Source organism: Actinomadura montaniterrae (genome assembly GCF_008923365.1).
In the GTDB taxonomy this organism is placed as follows: domain Bacteria; phylum Actinomycetota; class Actinomycetes; order Streptosporangiales; family Streptosporangiaceae; genus Spirillospora; species Spirillospora montaniterrae.
In genome coordinates this window covers 1-18,833 of sequence record NZ_WBMR01000054.1, presented here as the reverse complement: position 1 = coordinate 18,833, position 18,833 = coordinate 1, and the positions used below count along the sequence as shown (strand labels likewise).

General features: G+C 73.3%; 19 protein-coding genes and 1 pseudogene. 12 read left to right on the top strand and 8 right to left on the bottom strand.

Translation table 11 applies throughout. The annotated features are described in order from the left end of the window. Positions 1–297: 297 nt before the first annotated feature. Complete coding sequence (locus F9B16_RS19900) at positions 298–1,812, bottom strand: amino acid adenylation domain-containing protein (RefSeq protein ID WP_151541599.1); 1,515 nt, start codon at positions 1,810–1,812, stop codon at positions 298–300. Positions 1,813–2,089: 277 nt separating this feature from the next. On the opposite strand from F9B16_RS19900, the gene sbnA reads away from it, so the two are divergent. Further along, positions 2,090–3,046, top strand: coding sequence for a 2,3-diaminopropionate biosynthesis protein SbnA (gene sbnA / locus F9B16_RS19895; RefSeq protein ID WP_264159740.1), 957 nt, complete (start codon positions 2,090–2,092; stop codon positions 3,044–3,046). A 38-nt stretch (positions 3,047–3,084) separates the two neighbouring features. Continuing rightward, the gene (gene sbnB, locus F9B16_RS19890) at positions 3,085–4,110 is read left to right on the top strand and encodes a 2,3-diaminopropionate biosynthesis protein SbnB (protein ID WP_151541597.1); all 1,026 of its coding nucleotides are present in this window, start codon (positions 3,085–3,087) and stop codon (positions 4,108–4,110) included. Between the two features lie 46 nt (positions 4,111–4,156). Here sbnB and F9B16_RS19885 read toward each other — a convergent pair whose 3' ends face one another. After that, entirely contained in the window at positions 4,157–4,735 is a 579-nt protein-coding gene (locus tag F9B16_RS19885) for a Uma2 family endonuclease (RefSeq protein WP_151541596.1), read from the bottom strand. A 162-nt stretch (positions 4,736–4,897) separates the two neighbouring features. Between F9B16_RS19885 and F9B16_RS19880 the strand changes: the two genes are divergently transcribed. Continuing rightward, on the top strand, positions 4,898–5,140 hold the full coding sequence (locus tag F9B16_RS19880) for a hypothetical protein (RefSeq protein WP_151541595.1): 243 nt from the start codon (positions 4,898–4,900) through the stop codon (positions 5,138–5,140). A 104-nt stretch (positions 5,141–5,244) separates the two neighbouring features. Next, on the top strand, positions 5,245–6,336 hold the full coding sequence (locus tag F9B16_RS19875) for an acyl-CoA dehydrogenase family protein (protein ID WP_151541594.1): 1,092 nt from the start codon (positions 5,245–5,247) through the stop codon (positions 6,334–6,336). On the opposite strand, the gene F9B16_RS19870 is transcribed toward F9B16_RS19875, so the two are convergent. Beyond that, entirely contained in the window at positions 6,320–6,730 is a 411-nt protein-coding gene (locus F9B16_RS19870) for a DUF2000 domain-containing protein (protein ID WP_151541593.1), read from the bottom strand. The genes F9B16_RS19875 and F9B16_RS19870 overlap by 17 nt on opposite strands. Positions 6,731–6,798: 68 nt before the next feature. Between F9B16_RS19870 and F9B16_RS19865 the strand changes: the two genes are divergently transcribed. The 3 genes from F9B16_RS19865 to F9B16_RS19855 all read left to right on the top strand — a co-directional run bounded on the left by F9B16_RS19865 (position 6,799) and on the right by F9B16_RS19855 (position 9,546). Further along, on the top strand, positions 6,799–7,602 hold the full coding sequence (locus F9B16_RS19865) for a helix-turn-helix transcriptional regulator (RefSeq protein WP_225991784.1): 804 nt from the start codon (positions 6,799–6,801) through the stop codon (positions 7,600–7,602). Positions 7,603–7,637: 35 nt separating this feature from the next. After that, positions 7,638–8,636: an ADP-ribosylglycohydrolase family protein gene (locus tag F9B16_RS19860; RefSeq protein WP_225991783.1), complete on the top strand. Its 999-nt coding sequence runs from the start codon at positions 7,638–7,640 to the stop codon at positions 8,634–8,636. Positions 8,637–8,745: 109 nt separating this feature from the next. After that, on the top strand, positions 8,746–9,546 hold the full coding sequence (locus F9B16_RS19855; protein ID WP_151541592.1) for an alpha/beta fold hydrolase: 801 nt from the start codon (positions 8,746–8,748) through the stop codon (positions 9,544–9,546). Here F9B16_RS19855 and F9B16_RS19850 read toward each other — a convergent pair. Then, the gene (locus F9B16_RS19850) at positions 9,543–9,968 is read right to left on the bottom strand and encodes a TIGR03668 family PPOX class F420-dependent oxidoreductase (protein ID WP_225991782.1); all 426 of its coding nucleotides are present in this window, start codon (positions 9,966–9,968) and stop codon (positions 9,543–9,545) included. The genes F9B16_RS19855 and F9B16_RS19850 overlap by 4 nt on opposite strands. A 112-nt stretch (positions 9,969–10,080) precedes the next feature. Between F9B16_RS19850 and F9B16_RS50975 the strand changes: the two genes are divergently transcribed. Next, entirely contained in the window at positions 10,081–11,175 is a 1,095-nt protein-coding gene (locus F9B16_RS50975; protein ID WP_192808875.1) for a hypothetical protein, read from the top strand. Here F9B16_RS50975 and F9B16_RS19840 read toward each other — a convergent pair. Then, positions 11,165–11,968, bottom strand: coding sequence for an enoyl-CoA hydratase (locus F9B16_RS19840; protein WP_151541590.1), 804 nt, complete (start codon positions 11,966–11,968; stop codon positions 11,165–11,167). The two genes, F9B16_RS50975 and F9B16_RS19840, sit on opposite strands and share 11 nt — an antisense overlap. Positions 11,969–12,001: 33 nt before the next feature. After that, positions 12,002–12,646 carry a class II aldolase/adducin family protein gene (locus F9B16_RS19835; protein WP_151541589.1) on the bottom strand — a complete coding sequence of 215 codons (645 nt, stop codon included), beginning with the start codon at positions 12,644–12,646 and terminating at the stop codon, positions 12,002–12,004. A 73-nt stretch (positions 12,647–12,719) separates the two neighbouring features. Between F9B16_RS19835 and F9B16_RS19830 the strand changes: the two genes are divergently transcribed. Beyond that, positions 12,720–13,640 (top strand): carbohydrate kinase family protein, encoded by a 921-nt coding sequence (locus F9B16_RS19830; protein ID WP_151541588.1) that lies wholly within the window; start codon positions 12,720–12,722, stop codon positions 13,638–13,640. Here the strand turns inward: F9B16_RS19830 and F9B16_RS19825 are convergent. Continuing rightward, positions 13,637–15,187 (bottom strand): AMP-binding protein, encoded by a 1,551-nt coding sequence (locus tag F9B16_RS19825; protein WP_151541587.1) that lies wholly within the window; start codon positions 15,185–15,187, stop codon positions 13,637–13,639. The two genes, F9B16_RS19830 and F9B16_RS19825, sit on opposite strands and share 4 nt — an antisense overlap. A 75-nt stretch (positions 15,188–15,262) precedes the next feature. Further along, positions 15,263–15,901 (bottom strand): ACT domain-containing protein, encoded by a 639-nt coding sequence (locus F9B16_RS19820; RefSeq protein WP_151541586.1) that lies wholly within the window; start codon positions 15,899–15,901, stop codon positions 15,263–15,265. A 179-nt stretch (positions 15,902–16,080) separates the two neighbouring features. On the opposite strand from F9B16_RS19820, the gene F9B16_RS19815 reads away from it, so the two are divergent. From F9B16_RS19815 to F9B16_RS19805, 3 genes and pseudogenes are all read left to right on the top strand, one after another. Next, positions 16,081–16,905: a nucleotide exchange factor GrpE gene (locus F9B16_RS19815; RefSeq protein WP_225991781.1), complete on the top strand. Its 825-nt coding sequence runs from the start codon at positions 16,081–16,083 to the stop codon at positions 16,903–16,905. A gap of 7 nt (positions 16,906–16,912) precedes the next feature. Continuing rightward, positions 16,913–18,496, top strand: a complete 1,584-nt coding sequence (locus F9B16_RS19810) for an Hsp70 family protein (protein WP_151541585.1) — start codon at positions 16,913–16,915, stop codon at positions 18,494–18,496. Positions 18,497–18,512: 16 nt separating this feature from the next. Beyond that, positions 18,513–18,833, top strand: a pseudogene (locus F9B16_RS19805) (hypothetical protein); the annotation flags it as partial.

Below are 18,833 nucleotides of genomic sequence, written 5' to 3'. Positions count from 1 at the left end.
AGAGCGCCGCCGCTTTCCGCCCTCGACCGGGACCCGCCCCGCGACCCATCGTCCTACTCAGGAGTAGCGGGGCCACAGTTAACCAGCCTGTCACATGCCTCGCAATCCCCTCGAAAGTAGAACTTGGCCCCCGCAATTGCTCACGGGAGTGACAAAAGACCCGGTCACCGGCATGGGCGCTCGCACACCGGACGCTCACCCGATGACAAAGGTTGACAACTCAACACGGACAATGCGATTACGGAGCGTTAAATGATCTCCGTGCGGGCGGTGCCGGCGGCCGCCCCGTCCCGGCCGCTACCTGGCCCGGTACTCGTGCACCACCACGGCCGCGGCGCGCACCCCGGGGTGCCGCTGCAGCACCGCCTCGATCTCGCCCAGCTCCATCCGCACGCCGGAGATCTTCACCTGCCGGTCGACGCGCCCCAGGTACTGCAGCGTGGGCCGGCCCTCGCCGCCCGCGCCCGCGGGCAGCAGCCGCACCGCGTCGCCCGTCCGGTAGAGCCGCCCCGTCGGCGACGCGCCGAACGGGTCCCGATAGAAGGCCTCGCGGGTCCGCTCGTCGTTGCCCAGGTAGCCGCGCCCGACGGCCACGCCGCCGACGAACAGCTCGCCGGTCTCGCCGACGTCGCAGGCGGTCCACGTGCCGTCGTCGCCCTCCCGCAGGACGTGCAGGCGCGCGTTCACGACGGGGGTGCCGATCGGCAGCCTCAGCAGGTCCAGGTCCCCGGCGGTCACCGTGTGGTGGGTGACGTCGTCGGAGCACTCGGTGGGGCCGTAGGCGTTGAGCAGCCGCGCGTGCGGCATCGCCTCCAGCCAGCGGCGCGCCAGCTCGGCGGGCAGCTCCTCGCCCGTCGCGATCATCCAGCGCAGCCCGCCCAGGCCGCCCTCCGGGGCGCCGGGCAGGTCGTCCAGCAGGTGCCGGACCATGGTCGGGACCAGCTCGACGACGGTGATGCCCTGCTCGTCGACCGCCCTCGCGAACGCGACCGGGTCGTGCGCGACCTCGTCGCCGATCACGTCCACCCTGCCCCCCACCAGCAGCGGGGCCAGCATCTGCCAGATCGAGATGTCGAAGCCGAGCGGCGCGGTGAACGCGAGCACGTCGTCCCCGGTCAGCCCCAGGTCGACGATCTTGGCCCAGAGGTGGTTGACCATCCCCTGGTGCTCGACGACGGCGCCCTTCGGCCGGCCCGTGGACCCGGACGTGAACAGCACGTACCGGGGGCGGTCCAGGCCGTGCAGGCGCGGCTCGCCCGCCCACGGCGCCAGGCCCGCCGCGTCCGCCGCGCGCAGCACCCGGCACCCCGCCGCGGCGGCGCCCTCCAGCAGCGCCGGGGCGCTCCCGCCCTCGTCCACCGCCACCAGCACCGACGCGCCCGCCTGGTCGAGGACGTCGCGGACGCGCCCGGCCGGCCAGGTCTCGTCGGCCGGCACGTACAGCGCGCCGACCAGCTCGATCGCCAGGAACGCCGCCACCACCGCGGCGCAGCGCCCGCCGCCGACCCCGACCACGGTGCCGGGCTCGACGCCCGCGCCCTCCAGCAGCGCGGCCAGCCGGCGGGCCTCCGCCGCGAGCCCGGAGTAGGACAGCGACCGGGACCGGTCGGCCACCGCGGGCCGGTCCCGCTCGGCGGCGAACCGCTCCACCCGGGTGATCAGCGGGTCGGCCAGGTCGACGCCGTGCTCGCGCACCAGGCCGTGCCGCGCCGCCAGCTCCCGCGCCCGGTCCGCCTCGCCGGCGGGCACGGCGAGGACGGGCAGGCCGTCCAGGGGCAGCAGCCGATCCACGGCCGGGCCGCGAGCGCTCATCTTCACTCTCCGTGATGTCGTTCTTCTCCACCGTCATCGGCAAAAGAAGTGGGGGCCATAGCTTATGTCCGGCTCCGGTCCGCACCGCTCCGGATTCCCCGGATTGGACCCTACTCGCAGGTAATCGGGGGTTGCGACGGAACATGCCCGAAGGTACGGTGAGGCTCCGCCATGGTCTGGCGTGAGGCCCGCGGCGACTTCGGGGGAAGATGAGGGAATTGTTTCTTCAGTCCAGGGTGACAGCGTGCCGATAATCACCTCGCCGCAGGATTTCAATGTGGACGACCTTTACGTCGATCTGCGCCACGTCCTCGACCGTCCACTCTTCCTCAAATGCGAGGGATTCAATTTCGCCGGCTCGGTGAAACTGAAGGCGGCGGCCGCGATGGTGGAGGCCGCCGAGCGGGAGGGCGTGCTCTCCCCCGGCTCGACGATCGTCGAGTCGTCCTCCGGCAACCTCGGCATCGCGCTCAGCCTGATCGCCGCCGACCGCGGCCTGCGGTTCGTCTGCGTCACCGACCCGCGCTGCAACCCCGCCTCGGTGCGGGTCATGCGCGCCCTCGGCGCCGAGGTCCGCGTCGTCGCCGACAAGGACGCCAACGGCGGGTACCTCGGCGGCCGCATCAGGTACGTCCAGGACCTGTGCGCGTCCGGCGACGGGTACGTCTGGCTGAACCAGTACGCGAACCGCAACAACTGGCTCGCCCACTACCGCGGGACCGCGCCGGCGATCGACCGGCAGTTCCCCGACCTGGAGGTCCTCTTCGTCGGGGCGGGCACCACCGGCACCCTCATGGGCTGCGCCCGCTACTTCCGCGAGCACCACCGCCCCGTCACGATCGTGGCGGTCGACGCCGTCGGCTCGGTCACCTTCGGCGGCATCCCCGAGCAGCGCATGGTCCCCGGCCTCGGCACCAGCGCCAAGCCCGCGCTCGTCGACGAGTCCTACATCGACGACGTCGTGCACGTCGCCGAGCCCGACACGATCCGCACCGTGCACGCGCTGTCCTCGCGCGGGTTCCTGTTCGGCGGCTCGACCGGCACCGTGGTGTCCGGCGCGTCCCGCTGGCTGGACGCCAAGTACCCCGGCGAGCAGCCCGTCGCCGTCGCCATCGCGCCCGACCTCGGCGAACGCTACCTCGACTCCATTTACGACGAGGGCTGGCTCGGCGAGCACTTCGGCGAACTGCTCCCCGGCCTCGATCTCCCGGCCGCCGGTATCCTCGGCGTCTGATCATCCCCCGCAGCGCGAAAAGGACACGGAGTTCCCTCATGACGCAGGCCCCCACGTTCGCCGTGATCTCCGGCGCCCAGGTCCACGACGCGATCGCCGGGCGCGAGCGGCAGGTCATCGGCATGGTCGAGGCGGCCTACCGGCTGCACGGCGAGGGCGCGACCGTCAACCCCGACTCCTACTTCCTGCGCTTCCCGGACCGGCCGTCCGACCGGATCATCGCGCTGCCCGCCTCGGTCGCGGGCGACGTCGGCGTGCACGGCATCAAGTGGATCTCCAGCTTCCCCGGCAACGTCGCGAACGGCATCCCCCGCGCGTCCGCCGTGCTGGTCCTCAACGACGCCGAGACCGGCTACCCGTTCGCGTGCCTGGAGAGCTCCATCATCTCCGCCGCCCGCACCGCCGCGTCCGCCTCGCTCGCCGCCGCGACCCTCGCCGACAAGCGCGGCGACCGGCCCCGCCGCGTCGGCTTCGTCGGCGTCGGCCTCATCGCCCGCTACATCCACACCTACCTGGCGGGCAACGGGTTCGCGTTCGACGGGCTCGGGATCCACGACCTGTCGCGCGAGCACGCCGAGGGCTTCAAGGGCTACCTCGAGCGGTCCGAGAAGGGCACGGTCACGATCCACGACTCCGCGGAGTCGCTGATCCGCTCGTCCGACCTGATCGTGTTCGCGACCGTCGCGGGCGAGCCGCACGTCACCGACCCGGCCTGGTTCGCGCACAATCCGCTCGTGCTGCACGTCTCGCTGCGGGACCTCTCCCCCGAGATCATCCTGTCCGCGTACAACGTCGTGGACGACGTCGAGCACTGCATGAAGGCCAACACGTCCCCGCACCTGGCCGAGCAGCAGGTCGGCAACCGCGACTTCGTCGCCGGCACCCTGTACGACGTCCTCACCGGCGCGACCACCCCGCCCGCCGGCAAGCCGGTGGTCTTCTCGCCGTTCGGCCTCGGCGTCCTCGACCTCGCCGTCGCCAAGTACGTCCACGACCAGGTCACCGCCGCCGGGACCCTGAACACGATCCCCGGCTTCTTCCACGAGATGAAGCGCTACGGCTGACGCCTCGCCCCCGGTGGGACGCCCGTCCGCGCGGCGTCCCCCCGGCTCACGCGAACTCGGCCGTGTCCAGTTCGAACCCGAACGGCTCCGGCAGCGCCAGCCCCTTGCCGAACTGCACCTGATGTGCCTGGCCGTAGTCCCTGCCGTCGGGCTCGCCGAACAAGATCGTCTTCTGCTCCCCACGATCCACCAGCAGGTAGAGCGGGATGCCCGCGCGCGCGTATCCGTACCGCTTGGCCTCCCGATCCATCTGGGGTCGAGAGGACGTCACCTCGACGACCATGCAGACCCCGTCGGGCTCGAGCCACGAGTCTTCGTTGTCAAAGACATTGAGTTCGCGAGGGGCGAAGGTCGCGTCCGGAATCGCCATGTTAGTCCTGTTCCCCATGCCACCGGGGACCGAGATCCCCCTGCCGGGGGCGTACTCCATCACCGTCGAACTCTTGAGCGCGACCTGGAAGACGATCTTGCCGTTGTTCCGGTCGTGCCTGTTGCTGAGGGGTGGGGACACGAAGATCTCTCCGTCGATCAGCTCGGCTCGATGACCCTCGGGAGGGTCCAGCGAGAGGAAGTAGTCCAGGAGTACGTCCCTCTGGCTCTCGGGCTCATGAACCATCGTCGTCATGCCCTGCTCCTTTCCTCGCGAGCGAGGATATGAGCGGAGCGCCACCTTTCACATACAGATCGTGGTCATCGGTGCGTTCGTCCTCAGCCTACGGTCCCCGTGCGCCGGCGTCCGCACACTCGCCGGGCAAATAGATCGGCGTGGAGCGGGCACGTTCTCGCCATGGACGAGCGAGACGATCCGCGTGGGGACGTTCAGGAGCTGAGCGACTTCGAGCTGGCGGTGTACGAGACCGTGGCGGAGATCGACGTCGAGGGCCGCGCGGCGGACTTCGAGTCGATCGAGCGGCTCATGGAGGCGCCCGAGGAGGACCTCTGGGCCGCGCTGGGCCACCTGGTGTCGATCAACCATCTGCACTCCACCCCGAAGGGCTACGTGCTGGGCCCGCACGACTGGGACGCGTGACCTGCGGGGCGTCCCGGTGAGCGGGAGCGGCGGGGCCGCCCGGGGCGCGGGACGGGAGGATGGTCGACCGTCGTACACGTGTGCCGCGTCAGGGAGGCCGCCGGATGGAGCTCGTCGTCACCGAGGAACAGCGGGAGCTGCGCGACGCGCTGCGGCGGTTCTTCGCCGACCGGTCGCCGTCCGCCGAGGTGCGGCGGCTGATGGAGACGGCCGAGGGCCACGACCCGAAGATGTGGGCGCAGATGGCCGAGCAGCTCGGGCTGCAGGGCCTGGCGATCCCGGAGGAGCACGGCGGCGCGGGCTTCGGCGTGCGGGAGCTGGCGGTCGTGTTCGAGGAGATGGGGCGGGCGGTCGTGTGCGCGCCGTTCCTCGCGACGATCACCGCGGCGGCGGCGCTGCGGGCCGGGGACGGCGGGCACGACCTGCTGCCCGGCATCGCGGACGGCACCACGATCGCGACCCTCGCCGTCGCTGAAGACGGCGGGAGCTGGGATCTCGGTGCTGTGGAGACGCGGGCCGAGGGCGGTGTTCTGCGCGGGGCCAAGAGCTTCGTGTTGGACGGGTGCGTCGCCGGGCTCGTGCTCGTGGCGGCGCAGGACGAGGACGGCGTCGGGCTCTACGCCGTGGACGCCGGCGCCGAGGGCATGACCCGGACGTCCATGCCGACGCTCGACCAGACGCGCAAGCTCGCGCGGATCGGGTTCGACGGGACGCCGGCGCGCAAGATCGGCGGCGCGGACGCGATCCGGCACGCGCTGGACGTCGCGGCGGTGGCGCTGGCGGCCGAGCAGCTCGGCGGCGCGCAGCGGACCCTGGACATGACGGTCGAGTACGCGAAGGTGCGGCACCAGTTCGGCCGCCCGATCGGGTCGTTCCAGGCGATCAAGCACCGGTGCGCGGACATGTTCGTGCTGGTGGAGTCGGCGCGGTCGGCGGTGCTGTACGCGGCGGCGGCCGCCGACGGGAGCCCGGAGGAGCTGCCGCGGGCGGCGGCGCTGGCGAAGGCGTACTGCTCGGACGCGTTCTTCCACACCGCGGGCGAGGCGATCCAGCTGCACGGCGGCATCGGGTTCACCTGGGAGCACGACGCGCACCTGTACTTCAAGCGGGCGCAGTCGTCGCGGCAGCTGTTCGGGTCGCCGGACGCGCACCGCGAGCGGCTCGCCGCGCTCGCCGGCATCACGGGTGCAGCTTGAGGCCCTTCAACGCCTTGTCCACGCCGTTCTTCGGCCCGTGGACGGCGAACCCGACGAGCGGCATGTCCTCGGCGGTGACGGCGCGGACGGTGGCGCGGTTGGCCTCGTCGTGGCCGGTCTTGAACATGTCCTCGATGTAGACGGCGATGTCCATCCCGCGGGCGAGGGCGCGCGCGTGCGCCGCCTTGACCCCCGCCGCGTCGGCCTCGTAGACGAGGACGGGCTGGCGGAACATCGCGAGGTAGCCGTTGCCGGACGCGTCCTCGTACGGGTCGCCGATCACGCCGGGCACTCCCCCGGCCACCGCGCTCGCGAGGAACGCGGTGACGTTGAGCCGCTGCCAGGCGGCCAGGTCGTCGCGGACCACGATGCCGATCTTGGTGTCGAAGCGCATGCCGTCCAGGCTGGCGCGGCGGGCGGGCGGCGGTCTTGAACGCTCGTGCGGCGCGCGAGACTGGGAGCGTGGACTGGAGCAGGTACTGGCGGTCGCCGGACCGCCCGCTGGAGGCGATGCACGCGCACTTCGAACGGCACGCCTACCACCGGCACAGCCATGAGACGTACTCGTTCGGCGTGACCGAGGACGGCTACCAGGCGTTCAAGTGCCGGGGCGGCGCCCATACGAGCGCGGCCGGGATGGTCATCGCGTTCAACCCGGACGACCCGCACGACGGCCGCCCGGCGGACGCGCTCGGCTTCACCTACCGCATCGTGCACATCGGCCCGGAGCTGGTGGCGAGGGTGCTGGCCGACATCGGGGGGCGTCCGGCGGGGCTCCCGCTGTTCGACGCGCCGGTGGTCGGCGATCCCGTCCTCGCCGGGAACCTGCGGGCCCTGCACGCCGCGCTGCTCGGCGGGGCGCCCGCGCTGCGCCGGGACGAGCTGCTCACGGCGGCGGTCGGCGCGATGGTGAACCGCGCCGCGTCGGGGCGGCTACGCGTCGGGCCGTCGTCCGGTGCCGCCGCGCGGGCCCGGCGCCGCCTGGAGGACCGCTACCTGGACGACGTCGGGGCGGACGAGCTGGCCGAGGCGGCGGGGTGCAGCAGGTTCGCGCTGTACCGGGCGTTCCGGCGGGCGTACGGGATGGCGCCGAGCGACTACCAGCGGCAGCTGCGGCTGCGGGCGGCGCGCGTCCGGCTGGCGCGCGGCGAGCCGATCGGGGAGGTCGCGGCGGCGACGGGGTTCGCCGACCAGAGCCATCTGACGCGCTGGTTCGTCCGCTGCTATGCGATGACGCCTGGGAGATTTCGTGGTGCGTGCGGTTGATCGAGGAACGTGGTGATTGAGGAACAATGTCGCCCATGATGCGGGCGAGCGGAGCGATGTTCGGGCTGGCGTACGGGGACGCGCTGGGCGCCCCCACCGAGTTCCTCACAATGAAGCAGATCGGGCGGCGCTTCGGTGAGTTCGACCCGGCGGAGCCGGAGGGCGATCCCGCGCTCGTCACCGACGACACGCAGATGGCGATCGCGGTGGGCCTCGCCCTCCTGGACGCCCTGGCGAACCCGCCGTTCACTCCCGACCTGGTCGCGCCGATGTGGCGGCGGCGGTTCGTCGACTGGCTGAACAGCCCCGACAACAACCGCGCGCCGGGCAACACGTGCCTGCGGGCCTGCCGGGGCCTGGCGGCCGGGCGGCCGTGGGTGGAGGCGACCGTCGCGGGCTCCAAGGGCTGCGGCGCGAACATGCGGGTGGCGCCGGTCGGGCTCGCGCCGGGCCTGACGGACGAGACGCGCGCAGGGGCGTCCCAACTGCAGGCGGCGATGACGCACGGGCACCCGACCGGGCTCGCGGCGAGCGAGCTGACCGCGTTCGCCGTCCGGTGGCTGGCGGACGGCTTGGCGCCCGCCGACCTGCCCGCCGCGCTGCGCGACCGCTGCCACGAGCAGCGGGCCGTCTACCACGAGCGGTGGCTCGGCACGCTGTGGCAGTGGCCCGGCATCGACTCCCCCGGGACGTTCATCGCGCGCGGCTGGGACGAGTGCCTGGACGTCCTCGACCGGCTGGACGAGGCGCTCGCGCGGGGCGACCGCGCGTCCGACCCGTGCGAGGTCACCGGTGCGGGCTGGTGCGCGGAGGAGGCCCTCGCCACCGGGCTGCTGTGCTTCCTGCTGTTCCCCGACGAGCCCGTCGCGGCGATCCGGCGCGGCGCGGCGAGCTCCGGCGACTCCGACTCGATCGCGTGCCTGGCGGGCGCGTTCGCGGGCGCGCACCTCGGCATGGACGCCTGGCCGGGCGAGTGGGCCGGGCGCATCGAGTACGCGGATCAGCTGACCAGGCTCGGGAGTGCCTGGGACTAGCACCCGGGCGACGGGCACGGGATCTCTCCGGACGAGCCCCTTGACCTCGCCGCACCCAAAAGCTAATCTCATTAGCCATAGGGCTACACCGAACAAACTGGAGCGCGCCATGAGCGACCAGACGCAGTACCTCGACCTTCCCGGCGGACGCCTCGCCTACGACGACGAGGGCGACGGCCCGCTCATCGTGTGCCTGCCGTCGATGCTCGACCTGCGGTCGCAGTTCCGGTTCCTCAGGCCGCGGCTGCTGGAGGCCGGCTACCGGGTCGTCACCGTCGACCAGCGCGGGATGGGCGAGAGCAGCGCGGACTGGCCCGAGTACGGGAGCACGCCGCTGGCGCACGACCTGATGGCGCTGCTGCGGCACCTGGACGCCGGACCGGCCCTGGTCTACGGCTGCTCGAACGGCGCCGCGGCGGCCGTCTACGCCGCCGCGGAGGCGCCCGAGCTGGTCAAGGGCCTGGTCCTGGCGGCGCCGTTCGTCCGGAACGCGCAGGGCGGCCTGGTCATGAAGCTGACGATGTCGCTCTTCCGGATCCCCGGGCTGGCGCTGCCGCTGTACATGTCGTACTACCCGAAGTGGGAGCCGAAGCGCCCCGCGGACTTCGACGAGCACGCGGCGCTGCTGAAGGCGAACTTCAAGGAGCCGGGACGCGGCAAGGTCATCGCGTCGTACATGGGCATGTCGCACGACGAGGCCGAGGCGCGGCTGGACAAGGTCACCGCCCCCGTCCTGGTCATCATGGGCACCGCGGACGTCGACTGGCCCGACCCGGCCGCCGAGGCGCGGTGGGTCGCCGGACGCCTGAACGGCGAGGTGGTCATGCTGGACGGCGCCGGCCACCACCCGCACGTGGAGTTCCCCGCCGAGATCACCGAGGCCGTCCGGACCTTCGACGCGGGGCTCTAGGCGGACGCGGCCGTCCAGCCCGTCCAGGCGTCGATGGTGATCGCGATGACCGGGCCCTCGGGCGGACGGTCCCGGTACTGGGCGTAGCGGGCGGCGAGGAGCCGGACGGGCTCGGCGCGGCGCGCGTCGTCCTCCACCACGGCGGCGTGGCCGTCGACGCGGACCCACCAGAGCCGGTCCCAGTCGTCCTCGTAGTGGTCGGCGAGCAGCGCGACGCGCGGGTTGGCGCGTATGTTCGCCAGCCGCCGCAGGTCCCGCGTGCTCTTCGGCTTGTGGTCGACGGCGGTGTAGACCGACCCGCGGTACACGGCGAACGTGACGGGGACCAGGTGCGGGCGGCCGTCCTCCCCGACGGTCGCGAGCCGCGCGACGGGCGCGCTCGCGAGCAGCCGGCGCGCGCCGTCCGGTGAGAGCTTGGGCACGGGGTGCAGCCTGCCACGGCGCGAGCCCGGATCCCAGGCTCCCCCGCGCGGGCGAGGCGGATCGCTCCCCGGCGGGAGGCCCGCCCCGGCCCCGCCCGGAAGGCTCGGACGCATGGGAACGATCATCAGACGGTGGCCGGCGTGGGCCGGGTACGCGGCCGGCGCGTGGGCGGCGGGCGCGGCGGCACTGGCCCTCTACTGGGCCGCCGGTGGGACGGCCGGCTACCCGCTGCGGGACGTGCGGGACGCGGCCGCGGCGGCCTGGCCGATCGGGGCGGTCCTGCTGGTGGGCGGGATCATGGCGGTGTCGAGCGTCCGCGACGTCGGGCGGCTCATGCCGCGTGCGTGGCCCCTCGCGGGGCTCTGGGCGGCCTGCGCGGTGGCGGGCGCCGGCACGTTCGGGATCGTCATGAGCGCGCTCCAGCTGCTGTTCACCGGGACGGTGGACGACTGGCCGGTGTTCGGCGTCGAGGTGTCCTGCGCGGTCGGCGCGGCCCTGCTCGCGGGAGCGGCCGTGGCGTTCCGGCGCCGGACCGAGGGGACGTGTGCGCGCTGCGGGCTCGTGCACGCCGCGACGGGCGTCGCGAAGGTGGCGGCGCCGGTGACGGACGCGCCGCGTGGCGTCCGGCGGGCGGCGTGGGCGGGCGTGCTCGCGTTCGTCCCGTACATGGCGATGAAGACGACGTGGGCGTTCGGCGGGACGTTCGCAGGGATCCCGGGTGACGAGGTCGTCGCGGAGTTCCGCCGCAACGGCGCGTCGGGGCTGATCCTGACGCTGGAGCGGTACGGGCTGGACTTCACGACGCTGTCCGCGCTCGCCGGGATCTTCCTGCTGCTCGGGCTGACGCACCGGTGGGGGCAGGTGTTCCCGCGCTGGGCGCCGCCGCTCACCGGGCGCCGGGTGCCGCGCTGGCTCCCGCTCGTCCCGGCGTGGCTCGGCGCGGCGACGCTCGGCCCGTACGGGGTCGTCGGGACGCTCGCCTACCTGCTGCCGATCGCGGCCGGCGTCCGCGACCTCCCGCACGACGGGCTCATGAGCGGCTGGTCCGGGTGGACGGTCGCCGCGTGCGGGATCGGCGCGTTCGGCGTCTACGGGATCGCGCTCGGCGCCGCCGCGCTCTCCTACCAGCGCCGGACCCGGCCCCGCTGCGCCGCCGCACTTCCGGGAGACGCCGTCCGGGCCGCCGCGCCGGAGGTCAGTCCTTGAAGTCCGGCGGGCGGTTCTGCTTGCGCGCCGCGATCGCCTCGTCGAAGTTCTGCGTGGTGAGCCGGACGTACAGCTGGCCGAGGCCCTCCTGCCCCATGTGCGCGTCGAGGCTCGACGCGTCCAGCCCGGACCACAGCGACCGCTTGGTCAGCTCGACGCCGGGACGGCTGAACCCGGCGATCCGCTCGGCGAGGTCGTAGCAGGCGCCGAGCAGCTTGTCGCCGGGGACGGTGCGGGAGACCAGGCCGATCCGCTCGGCCTCGGCGGCGTCCACGTCCCGGCCCGACAGCATGATCTCGAACGCGCGGGACGCGCCGATCGCGCGCGGCAGCAGGTAGCTGAGGCCGAGCTCGCTCGCGGTCAGCCCGTTGTTGATGCCGGCGGCGCGGAACAGCGCGGTCTCGGACGCCAGCCGGATGTCGGCGGCGAGGCTCAGGCACATCCCGCCGCCGATCGCCGGCCCGTTGATCGCCGCGATCACCGGCTGGTGGACGCGGCGCATCGCGCGGACGACGTCGTCCAGCAGCTCCATGGAGCGCAGCGCGATCGTCGACAGCGTCAGCCCGTCGATGCCGGGGGGCGCGCCGGCCGACTCCAGGTCGGCGCCGGAGCAGAAGCCGCGCCCGGCGCCGGTGATGACGACGGCGCGGGTGTCGTTGTCGCGGCTCACCTCTTCGAGTGCCTCGCGGAAGGGCACCATGACGTCGAACGCCATCGCGTTCATCCGCTCGGGCCGGTTGAGGGTGATGAGCGTGACGTGCGGGCGCGGCTTGTCGATCAGGACGAACGGCAACGGGACCTCCTGGGTGGCCTAGCAAGCGCTAGGTTACACAGGCGGGAACTCGGGCGGCGTGAGGCCCCGCTCGACCACCTTCGTCAGCTGCTCGTCGGTCAGGATCCGCGGCTCGCCGATCATCTTGGCCCGCACGTACACCCCGCACAGCCACTCCAGCAGCCGCGCGTTCTCGTACGCCTCGTCCAGGTCGCGGCCGATCGTGACGCCGCCGTGGTTGGCCATCAGCGCGGCGCGCTTGCCGCCCTCCATCGCGGCCCGCACTTTCCCGGCCAGCTCCGGCGTCCCGTAGGTGGCGTACTCGGCGACCTTCACCACGCCGCCCAGCAAAAGCGTGTTGTAGTGGATCGGCGGCAGCTCGGTCATGGTCGTCGCGACGACGGCGCCGTACGTCGAGTGCGTGTGGACGATCGCCGCCGCGGGCGTCTCCGCGTACAGCGCGAGGTGCATCGGCGTCTCCGACGACGGCGCGCGGTCGCCCTCGACGAGCCGGGCGTCGAGGTTCACGATCGGGCAGTCCTCCGGCCGCATCCGGTCGAGCATCATTCCGCCCGGTGTCACCGCCACCAGGTCCCCCGAACGTACGCTGACGTTGCCGGACGCGCCCGTCACCAGGCCCGTCTCGGCCAGCCTGCGGCCCACCGCGCACAGCGCGCGCCGCTCGTCCTCCAGCAACATGCGAATCCCTCTCACGTTCTAGCCCCTGCCCGTCGTACGCTACGGCCCTGACGATCACGAGGGAGAACCCGGCATGGCAACTGTGGTCACGGTCGGAGCGCACATCCTGGACGTGCTGGCCCGGCCCGTCGAGGGCATCCCGGGCGGCCAGGACACCGTGGTCGTCGACCAGATCAGGGTGACCGCGGCCGGCGCCGCCGCCGGAACCGCCGTCGCGCTCGCCCGGCTCGGCAACCGGGTCGTCTCGGTCGGCGCGATCGGCGACGACGACCTCGGCGACCTGCTCGTCACGATCATGAACCGGAACGGGGTGGACGTCACCGGCCTCGTCCGCCGCACCGCCGAGCAGACCAGCGCGTCGATCCTGCCGATCCGCCCGGACGGCGGCCGGCCGAGCTTCCACGTCCCCGGCGCGAACCTCACCCTCACCGCGCACGCGGTCGAGCCCGGCCTGCTCGCCGCCGCGAACGCCGTCCACCTCGGCGGCCCCGACGTCACGTTCGGGCTGAACGACCCGGAGTTCTTCGCCGCCCTCGACGCGGCCCGCGCGTCCGGCACCGTCGTCACCATGGACCTGCTGTCCAACATGCCCGACCTGGTGCGGGGCGCCGCCGCGTTCCTGCCGCACGTCGACCACTTCCTGCCCAACGAGGAGCAGGCCACGGCGATGACCGGCGAGGACGACCCGGAGAAGGCCGCGCGCGCCCTGCTCGCCGAGGGCCCCGCCACGGTGGTCGTCACGCTCGGCGCGGAGGGCAGCCTCGTCGCCACCGCCGGCGGCGTGCACCGGCTGCCCGTCCTGCCCGTCGAGGTCGTCGACACCACCGGCTGCGGCGACGCCTACTGCGCCGGGTTCATCACCGGCCTCGGCCGCGGCGAGGACGTCCTGGAGTCGGCCCGCTGGGGCACCGCCGCCGCCGCGACCGTCGCCCAGGGCCTCGGCTCCGACGCCGGCCTCAAAGACCTCGACTCCGTCCTGGCCTTGCTGGCCTAGATCTTCTGCGCCCGGTCCTGCCAGTAGGGGTCGCGGAGGAGGCGCTTGTAGAGCTTGCCGGTGGGAGTGCGGGGCATCTCATCGACGAAGTCGACCGAGCGCGGCGCCTTGTAGCCGGCGAGGGACGCGCGGACGTGCCCGATCAGCTCGTCCGCGAGCGCGGCGGACGGCTCCACGCCGTCGGCGAGCTCGACGGCGGCCTTCACCTGCTCGCCGAACTCCTCGTCCGGGACGCCGAACACCGCCACGTCCCGGACGGCGGGATGGGTGATCAGCACGCCCTCGATCTCGGCCGGGTAGATGTTCACCCCGCCGCTGATGATCATGTCGATGACCCGGTCGGCGAGGAACAGGTAGCCGTCCTCGTCGAGGTAGCCGGCGTCGCCGGTGGTGAACAGCCCGTCGGAGCGGTGCACCGAGCGGGTCTTCTCCTCGTCGCCCCAGTACTCCACGTCGTCGCCGCTGGCGTAGCGGAACCAGATCTGGCCGCGCTCCCCCGGCGCGGCGGGCTCGCCGTCCTCGCGCAGGACGTGCACCTCGGTGGTGGGCAGCGGGCGGCCGACGCTGCCGGGCCGCTCCAGCCACTCGGACGCGGTGATCACGCTGTTCACCGACGCCTCGGTGGACCCGTAGTACTCGTGCACGATCGGGCCGAACCAGTCGATCATCGCGCGCTTGACGTCCGGGGAGCACGGCGCGGCGCCGTGCCACACCGCCTTCAGGGAGGAGCCGTCGAACGCCTTGCGGGTCGCCTCGTCCAGCCGCAGCAGCCGGACGAACTGGGTCGGCACCAGGTGGACGTTCGTGATCGCGTGCTCGTCGATGAGCCGCAGCGTCTCGGCGGCGTCGAAGCCGCGGCGCATCACCACCGACCGCCCGCCGAGCAGGAACACGTGCGACCACAGCCACTGCGCCGAGTGGTAGACGGGCCCGACGAGCAGGGTGCGGCCCTGCTCGGGGATCTGCAGGACGCCCGCCATCAGGTCGCCGAGCAGCCGCGCGTTCTCGATCGGCCCGCCCGCGTCGGTGAGCTTGCGGGTGACGCCCTTCGGACGGCCGGTGGTGCCGGAGGTGTAGAACATCGGCAGCCCCGTGGACGGGTCCGCGATCTCCTCCTCGGCGCCCGTCGCGAGGAACTCCTCGTACGGGGTGAAGCCGTCGACCGGCTCGCCGAACGCGACGCGGGCGGTGAGGCCGAGGCCGGCGGACGCCTCGCGCGCGACGTCCCCGAAGGCGTCCTCGGTGAACAGCACGCGGGCCCCCGCGTCCTGGAGGACGTAGCGCAGCTCGTCCGCCGTCCAGTGCCAGTTGACCAGGACGTAGCGCAGGCCGATGTGCCCGGCGGCGCACATGGCCTCGAAGAACTCGCGGCGGTTGCCGGAGTGGATCGCGATCACGTCGCCGGTGGCCGGCCCCAGGCCGCGCAGCGCGTTCGCCAGCCGGTCGGTCCTGGCGTCGAGCTCGCGCCAGGTGGTGGTGCCGCGCTCGTCGGTCAGCGCGGGCTCGTCCGGACGGGCGTCGGCGTGCGGGCGGAGCAGTTCGGCCATCGGTCGCCTCCTGGAACGGGACAAATCCTAGAATTCGACTCTAGAACTTTCCGCGCCGCGATGGCCAGAGCCGGGTCACGACGTCCGGACGAGATCGGTGGCCAGCACCGCCTCCGCCGCGTTCACCAGCTGCTCCAGCCGCAGCACCTCCGTCCGGTGGAACGGCGGCGCGCCCTTGCGCGCGACGACCAGCGCGGCGCGCCCCTCCGACAGCGGGCAGACCGCGTACTCGGTGCCGTCCGCCCCGGCGAAGGCGCGCGGCCGCAGCGGCGGCAGCACCGGCAGCTCGGCGCCGGTCAGCCCGCCGACGCTGGCGTGCACCAGCACCGCCGCGTCCTGCTCCCCCAGCTCGGCGATCCCCGCCCAGTCGGCGCTGAGGATGCCGGGCACGGCGTCGGCCAGCGTCGCCGCGCCGCGCTCGGGCACCGCCGCGACCTGCCCGATCACGGCGGCGTCCGGGTGGGCGCCCTGCGGCTCGACGGTCGGCCAGATGCCGACGATCTCCACCCCGTTCACCGAGCCGAGCCCGTCGCGCAGCCGCTCGACGCCCGCGCCCGCGGGCCACGTCACGGTGAAGTCGTCCAGGGCCCGCCCGTTGTCGCGCTCCAGCACCGCCATCTGCGCCACGTCGGCGCCCGCGGCGCCCAGCGTGCGCGCCACCTGGCCCAGCGAGCCCGGACGGTCGGGCAGCCGGACGCGGATCCGCAGCAACATCGCCACCTCCTTCTTCCATGTCCCCTCAGCTTCCGGGAGACCCGTTTCCCACGTGTTACCCATTCGTGTCGACGCGAAGAAGTCGGTGCTGGAACGGCGGGGAGGCGTCAAACTAGAGTCCAATGAAGGTCAACAGCAGACCTATCGCCTCTGCCGCCTCATCATTAAGGTGACTGCACGTGTCGAGCGACGGGGATCGCACAGTCAACGACGGGGCCGACTCCGGCATGGACGGCGCCGTGCCGGGGGCGGACGGCGCCTCCGCGCCCGCCGGGACGGCGCCCGAGGCCGCGTCCGTGGCCGCGCCCGTGGCCGCGCCCCAGGCGGTGTCCGCCGAGGTCGCGGGGGAGGGCCGCGCCGCGTTCGAGGCCGAGATCAGAGACGCCCTCGCGGCGCTGACCGCGCGGCTGGACCGCGAGCACGAGCGCGCCGCGCACCGGGAGGCGGTCATCGACCGGCTCCACGAGGAGAACCAGCGGCTGCGGCGCGGGGAGCTGCAGGCGATGCTGGAGCCCGTCCGGACCGCGCTGTACCGGCTGCACGACCAGGCCCGCCGCGAGGCCGACCGGCTGGCGGGGCCGGGCGCCGCGGAGCCGCCCGACCCGGTCCGCACCGCCGGGCTGCTCGGCGCCGTCGCCGACGACGTCGCCGACGCGCTCGCCCGGCTCGGCGTCGAGCGGTTCGGCGTGGCGCCCGGCGAGCCGTACGACGCGTCCCGGCACCGGCCCGTCGCCGTCACCCCGGTCACCGACCCGGGCCGCGACGGCCTGGTGACCGGCGTGCAGGCGGACGGCTTCGAGCAGGGCGGCAAGGTGCTGCGCAAGGCGGCGGTCAGCGTCGGCCGCCTCGACCCGGCCGCGAACGGCACCGCGAACGGCACCGCGAACGGCACGGCGAACGGCACCGCGGACCGCGCCGAGCCCGCCGCGAGGGCCGGGTCGGGCCGCCACCGCGCGGCCGGCCGCGGCGAGACGACGAACAACCGACTCGGCACCGATGGGTGAGAGGGACATGGCTGTCTACGGGATCGACCTGGGAACCACGTACTCCTGCATTGCCTCCATCGACGACGTGGGGCGGCCGGCGGTCCTGCGGAACCTGGAGGGCACCGACACCACGCCGTCGGTGGTGTACTTCGAGAGCGGCGAGAACGTCGTCGTCGGCGCCACCGCGAAGGACACCGCGGTGCTGGAGCCCGACAACGTCGTCAGCCTGATCAAGCGCGACATGGGCCGGGACGTCACCCGCCCGATCCACGGGATCGACTTCACCCCCGAGGAGCTGTCGGCGTTCATCCTGCTGAAGCTCGCGACGGACGCGCGGACGACGACGGGCGAGGAGACCCGGGACGTCGTCATCACCGTCCCGGCGTACTTCGGCGCGGCGGAGCGGGACGCGACCCGCAAGGCGGGCCGGATCGCGGGGCTGAACGTCATCGACATCGTGTCCGAGCCGATCGCCGCCGCGATCACCTACGGGGTGCTGAACCCCGACGCCGACCGGACGATCCTGGTCTACGACCTCGGCGGCGGCACGTTCGACACGACCGTCATCGCGCTGCGCGGCGGGCACATCGAGGTGATCTGCACCGACGGCGACCACGAGCTCGGCGGCGCCGACTGGGACGCGCGGCTGGTGGAGTACCTGGCGGAGCGGTTCCGCGCCGAGCACCCCGACGCGGGCGACCCGCTCGACGACAAGCAGACCGAGCAGCAGCTGCGCCGCGACGCCGAGGACGCCAAGAAGGCGCTCACGACCCGCACGGCGCACACCGTCCGGGTGATGCACGCCGGGCGGGTCGCGGCGATCGAGGTGACGCGGGAGAAGCTGGAGGAGCTGACCAAGGACCTGCTCGACCGCACCGTGGAGATCACCGGGCGGACGCTGTCGACCGCCGCCGAGAAGGGCGTGCACGACTACGACGACCTGGTGCTGGTCGGCGGGTCCACGAAGATGCCGGTGGTCGCGTCGCGGCTGGAGACCGAGCTGGGGCTGTCGCCGCGGCTGCAGGACCCGGACCTCGCCGTCGCGAAGGGCGCCGCGCTGTACGCGTTCGAGGAGACCTACCGGCGGCTGATGCGGGAGGGCGCCGCCGAGCGCGCGGAGGAGATGGCGAGCCGGGCGGGGCTGTCGGCCGAGCAGCAGAAGCAGATCGCCGGGCGGCAGATCCGCACGGTCGCCTCGCACGCGTTCGGGATCGTCGTGGTCGACCGCGACTCCGGCGCCGAGCACGTCGCGCACCTCGTGCACGCCAACGACGAGCTGCCGGCGGCCCGCACCGAGGACTTCTTCACCGTCTACGACGACCAGACCTCCGCCGACGTCCGGGTGATGGAGCAGGCGGGCAGCGTCGAGTCCGCCGAGCTGATCGACAACACCGAGATCGCGACCGGGGAGATCCGCGTCCCGCCGGGCAAGAAGGCGGGCTGGCCGATCGGCGTGACGTTCGCGCTCGACGCGTCGGGGCTGCTGAACGTGACGGCCGTGGAGAAGGAGTCCGGCGAGCGGCTGGAGCTGAAGGTGGACGTCGGGGGGATGTCCGAGGAGGAGGTCGAGCGCTCCCGCAAGGCCCTCTCCCGGGTCCAGGTGAGCTGAGGGCCGGCGCGCCGCGGTGACGTTCGACGAGGAGTACCGGCGGGAGGTGCTGGAGCCGGCGCGGGCCGCGGGCGACCAGCCGCCCGAGGACCTGCGCGTCCGGTACGCGCTGGCCGACCCGCTGTCCGGGCCGGGCGTCGAGGCGCGGGTGAAGCAGGTGCGGCAGTGCTGGCGGCGGGCGCGCGGCCAGCTGAAGTACCGCAAGCTGATCGACCGGCTGGAGGCCGAGCACCGGGAGCTGGCACCGCTGTTCGCCGCCGCCGGGCGCGGCGACCTGCGGGCGCTGCAGGAGCGCCTCGCGGGCGGCCGGGAGCGCGGCGAGCGGCGCCGCGCGCAG

Excerpts from the sequence above, each read along its gene's own strand:
- F9B16_RS19900 (WP_151541599.1), bottom strand. The coding sequence starts at position 1,812 with ATGAGCGCTCGCGGCCCGGCCGTGGATCGGCTGCTGCCCCTGGACGGC.
- sbnB (WP_151541597.1), top strand. The coding sequence starts at position 3,085 with ATGACGCAGGCCCCCACGTTCGCCGTGATCTCCGGCGCCCAGGTCCAC.
- F9B16_RS19885 (WP_151541596.1), bottom strand. The coding sequence starts at position 4,735 with ATGACGACGATGGTTCATGAGCCCGAGAGCCAGAGGGACGTACTCCTG.
- F9B16_RS19880 (WP_151541595.1), top strand. The coding sequence starts at position 4,898 with ATGGACGAGCGAGACGATCCGCGTGGGGACGTTCAGGAGCTGAGCGAC.
- F9B16_RS19875 (WP_151541594.1), top strand. The coding sequence starts at position 5,245 with ATGGAGCTCGTCGTCACCGAGGAACAGCGGGAGCTGCGCGACGCGCTG.
- F9B16_RS19870 (WP_151541593.1), bottom strand. The coding sequence starts at position 6,730 with ATGCGCTTCGACACCAAGATCGGCATCGTGGTCCGCGACGACCTGGCC.
- F9B16_RS19860 (WP_225991783.1), top strand. The coding sequence starts at position 7,638 with ATGATGCGGGCGAGCGGAGCGATGTTCGGGCTGGCGTACGGGGACGCG.
- F9B16_RS19855 (WP_151541592.1), top strand. The coding sequence starts at position 8,746 with ATGAGCGACCAGACGCAGTACCTCGACCTTCCCGGCGGACGCCTCGCC.
- F9B16_RS50975 (WP_192808875.1), top strand. The coding sequence starts at position 10,081 with ATGGGAACGATCATCAGACGGTGGCCGGCGTGGGCCGGGTACGCGGCC.
- F9B16_RS19835 (WP_151541589.1), bottom strand. The coding sequence starts at position 12,646 with ATGTTGCTGGAGGACGAGCGGCGCGCGCTGTGCGCGGTGGGCCGCAGG.
- F9B16_RS19830 (WP_151541588.1), top strand. The coding sequence starts at position 12,720 with ATGGCAACTGTGGTCACGGTCGGAGCGCACATCCTGGACGTGCTGGCC.
- F9B16_RS19825 (WP_151541587.1), bottom strand. The coding sequence starts at position 15,187 with ATGGCCGAACTGCTCCGCCCGCACGCCGACGCCCGTCCGGACGAGCCC.
- F9B16_RS19820 (WP_151541586.1), bottom strand. The coding sequence starts at position 15,901 with ATGTTGCTGCGGATCCGCGTCCGGCTGCCCGACCGTCCGGGCTCGCTG.
- F9B16_RS19810 (WP_151541585.1), top strand. The coding sequence starts at position 16,913 with ATGGCTGTCTACGGGATCGACCTGGGAACCACGTACTCCTGCATTGCC.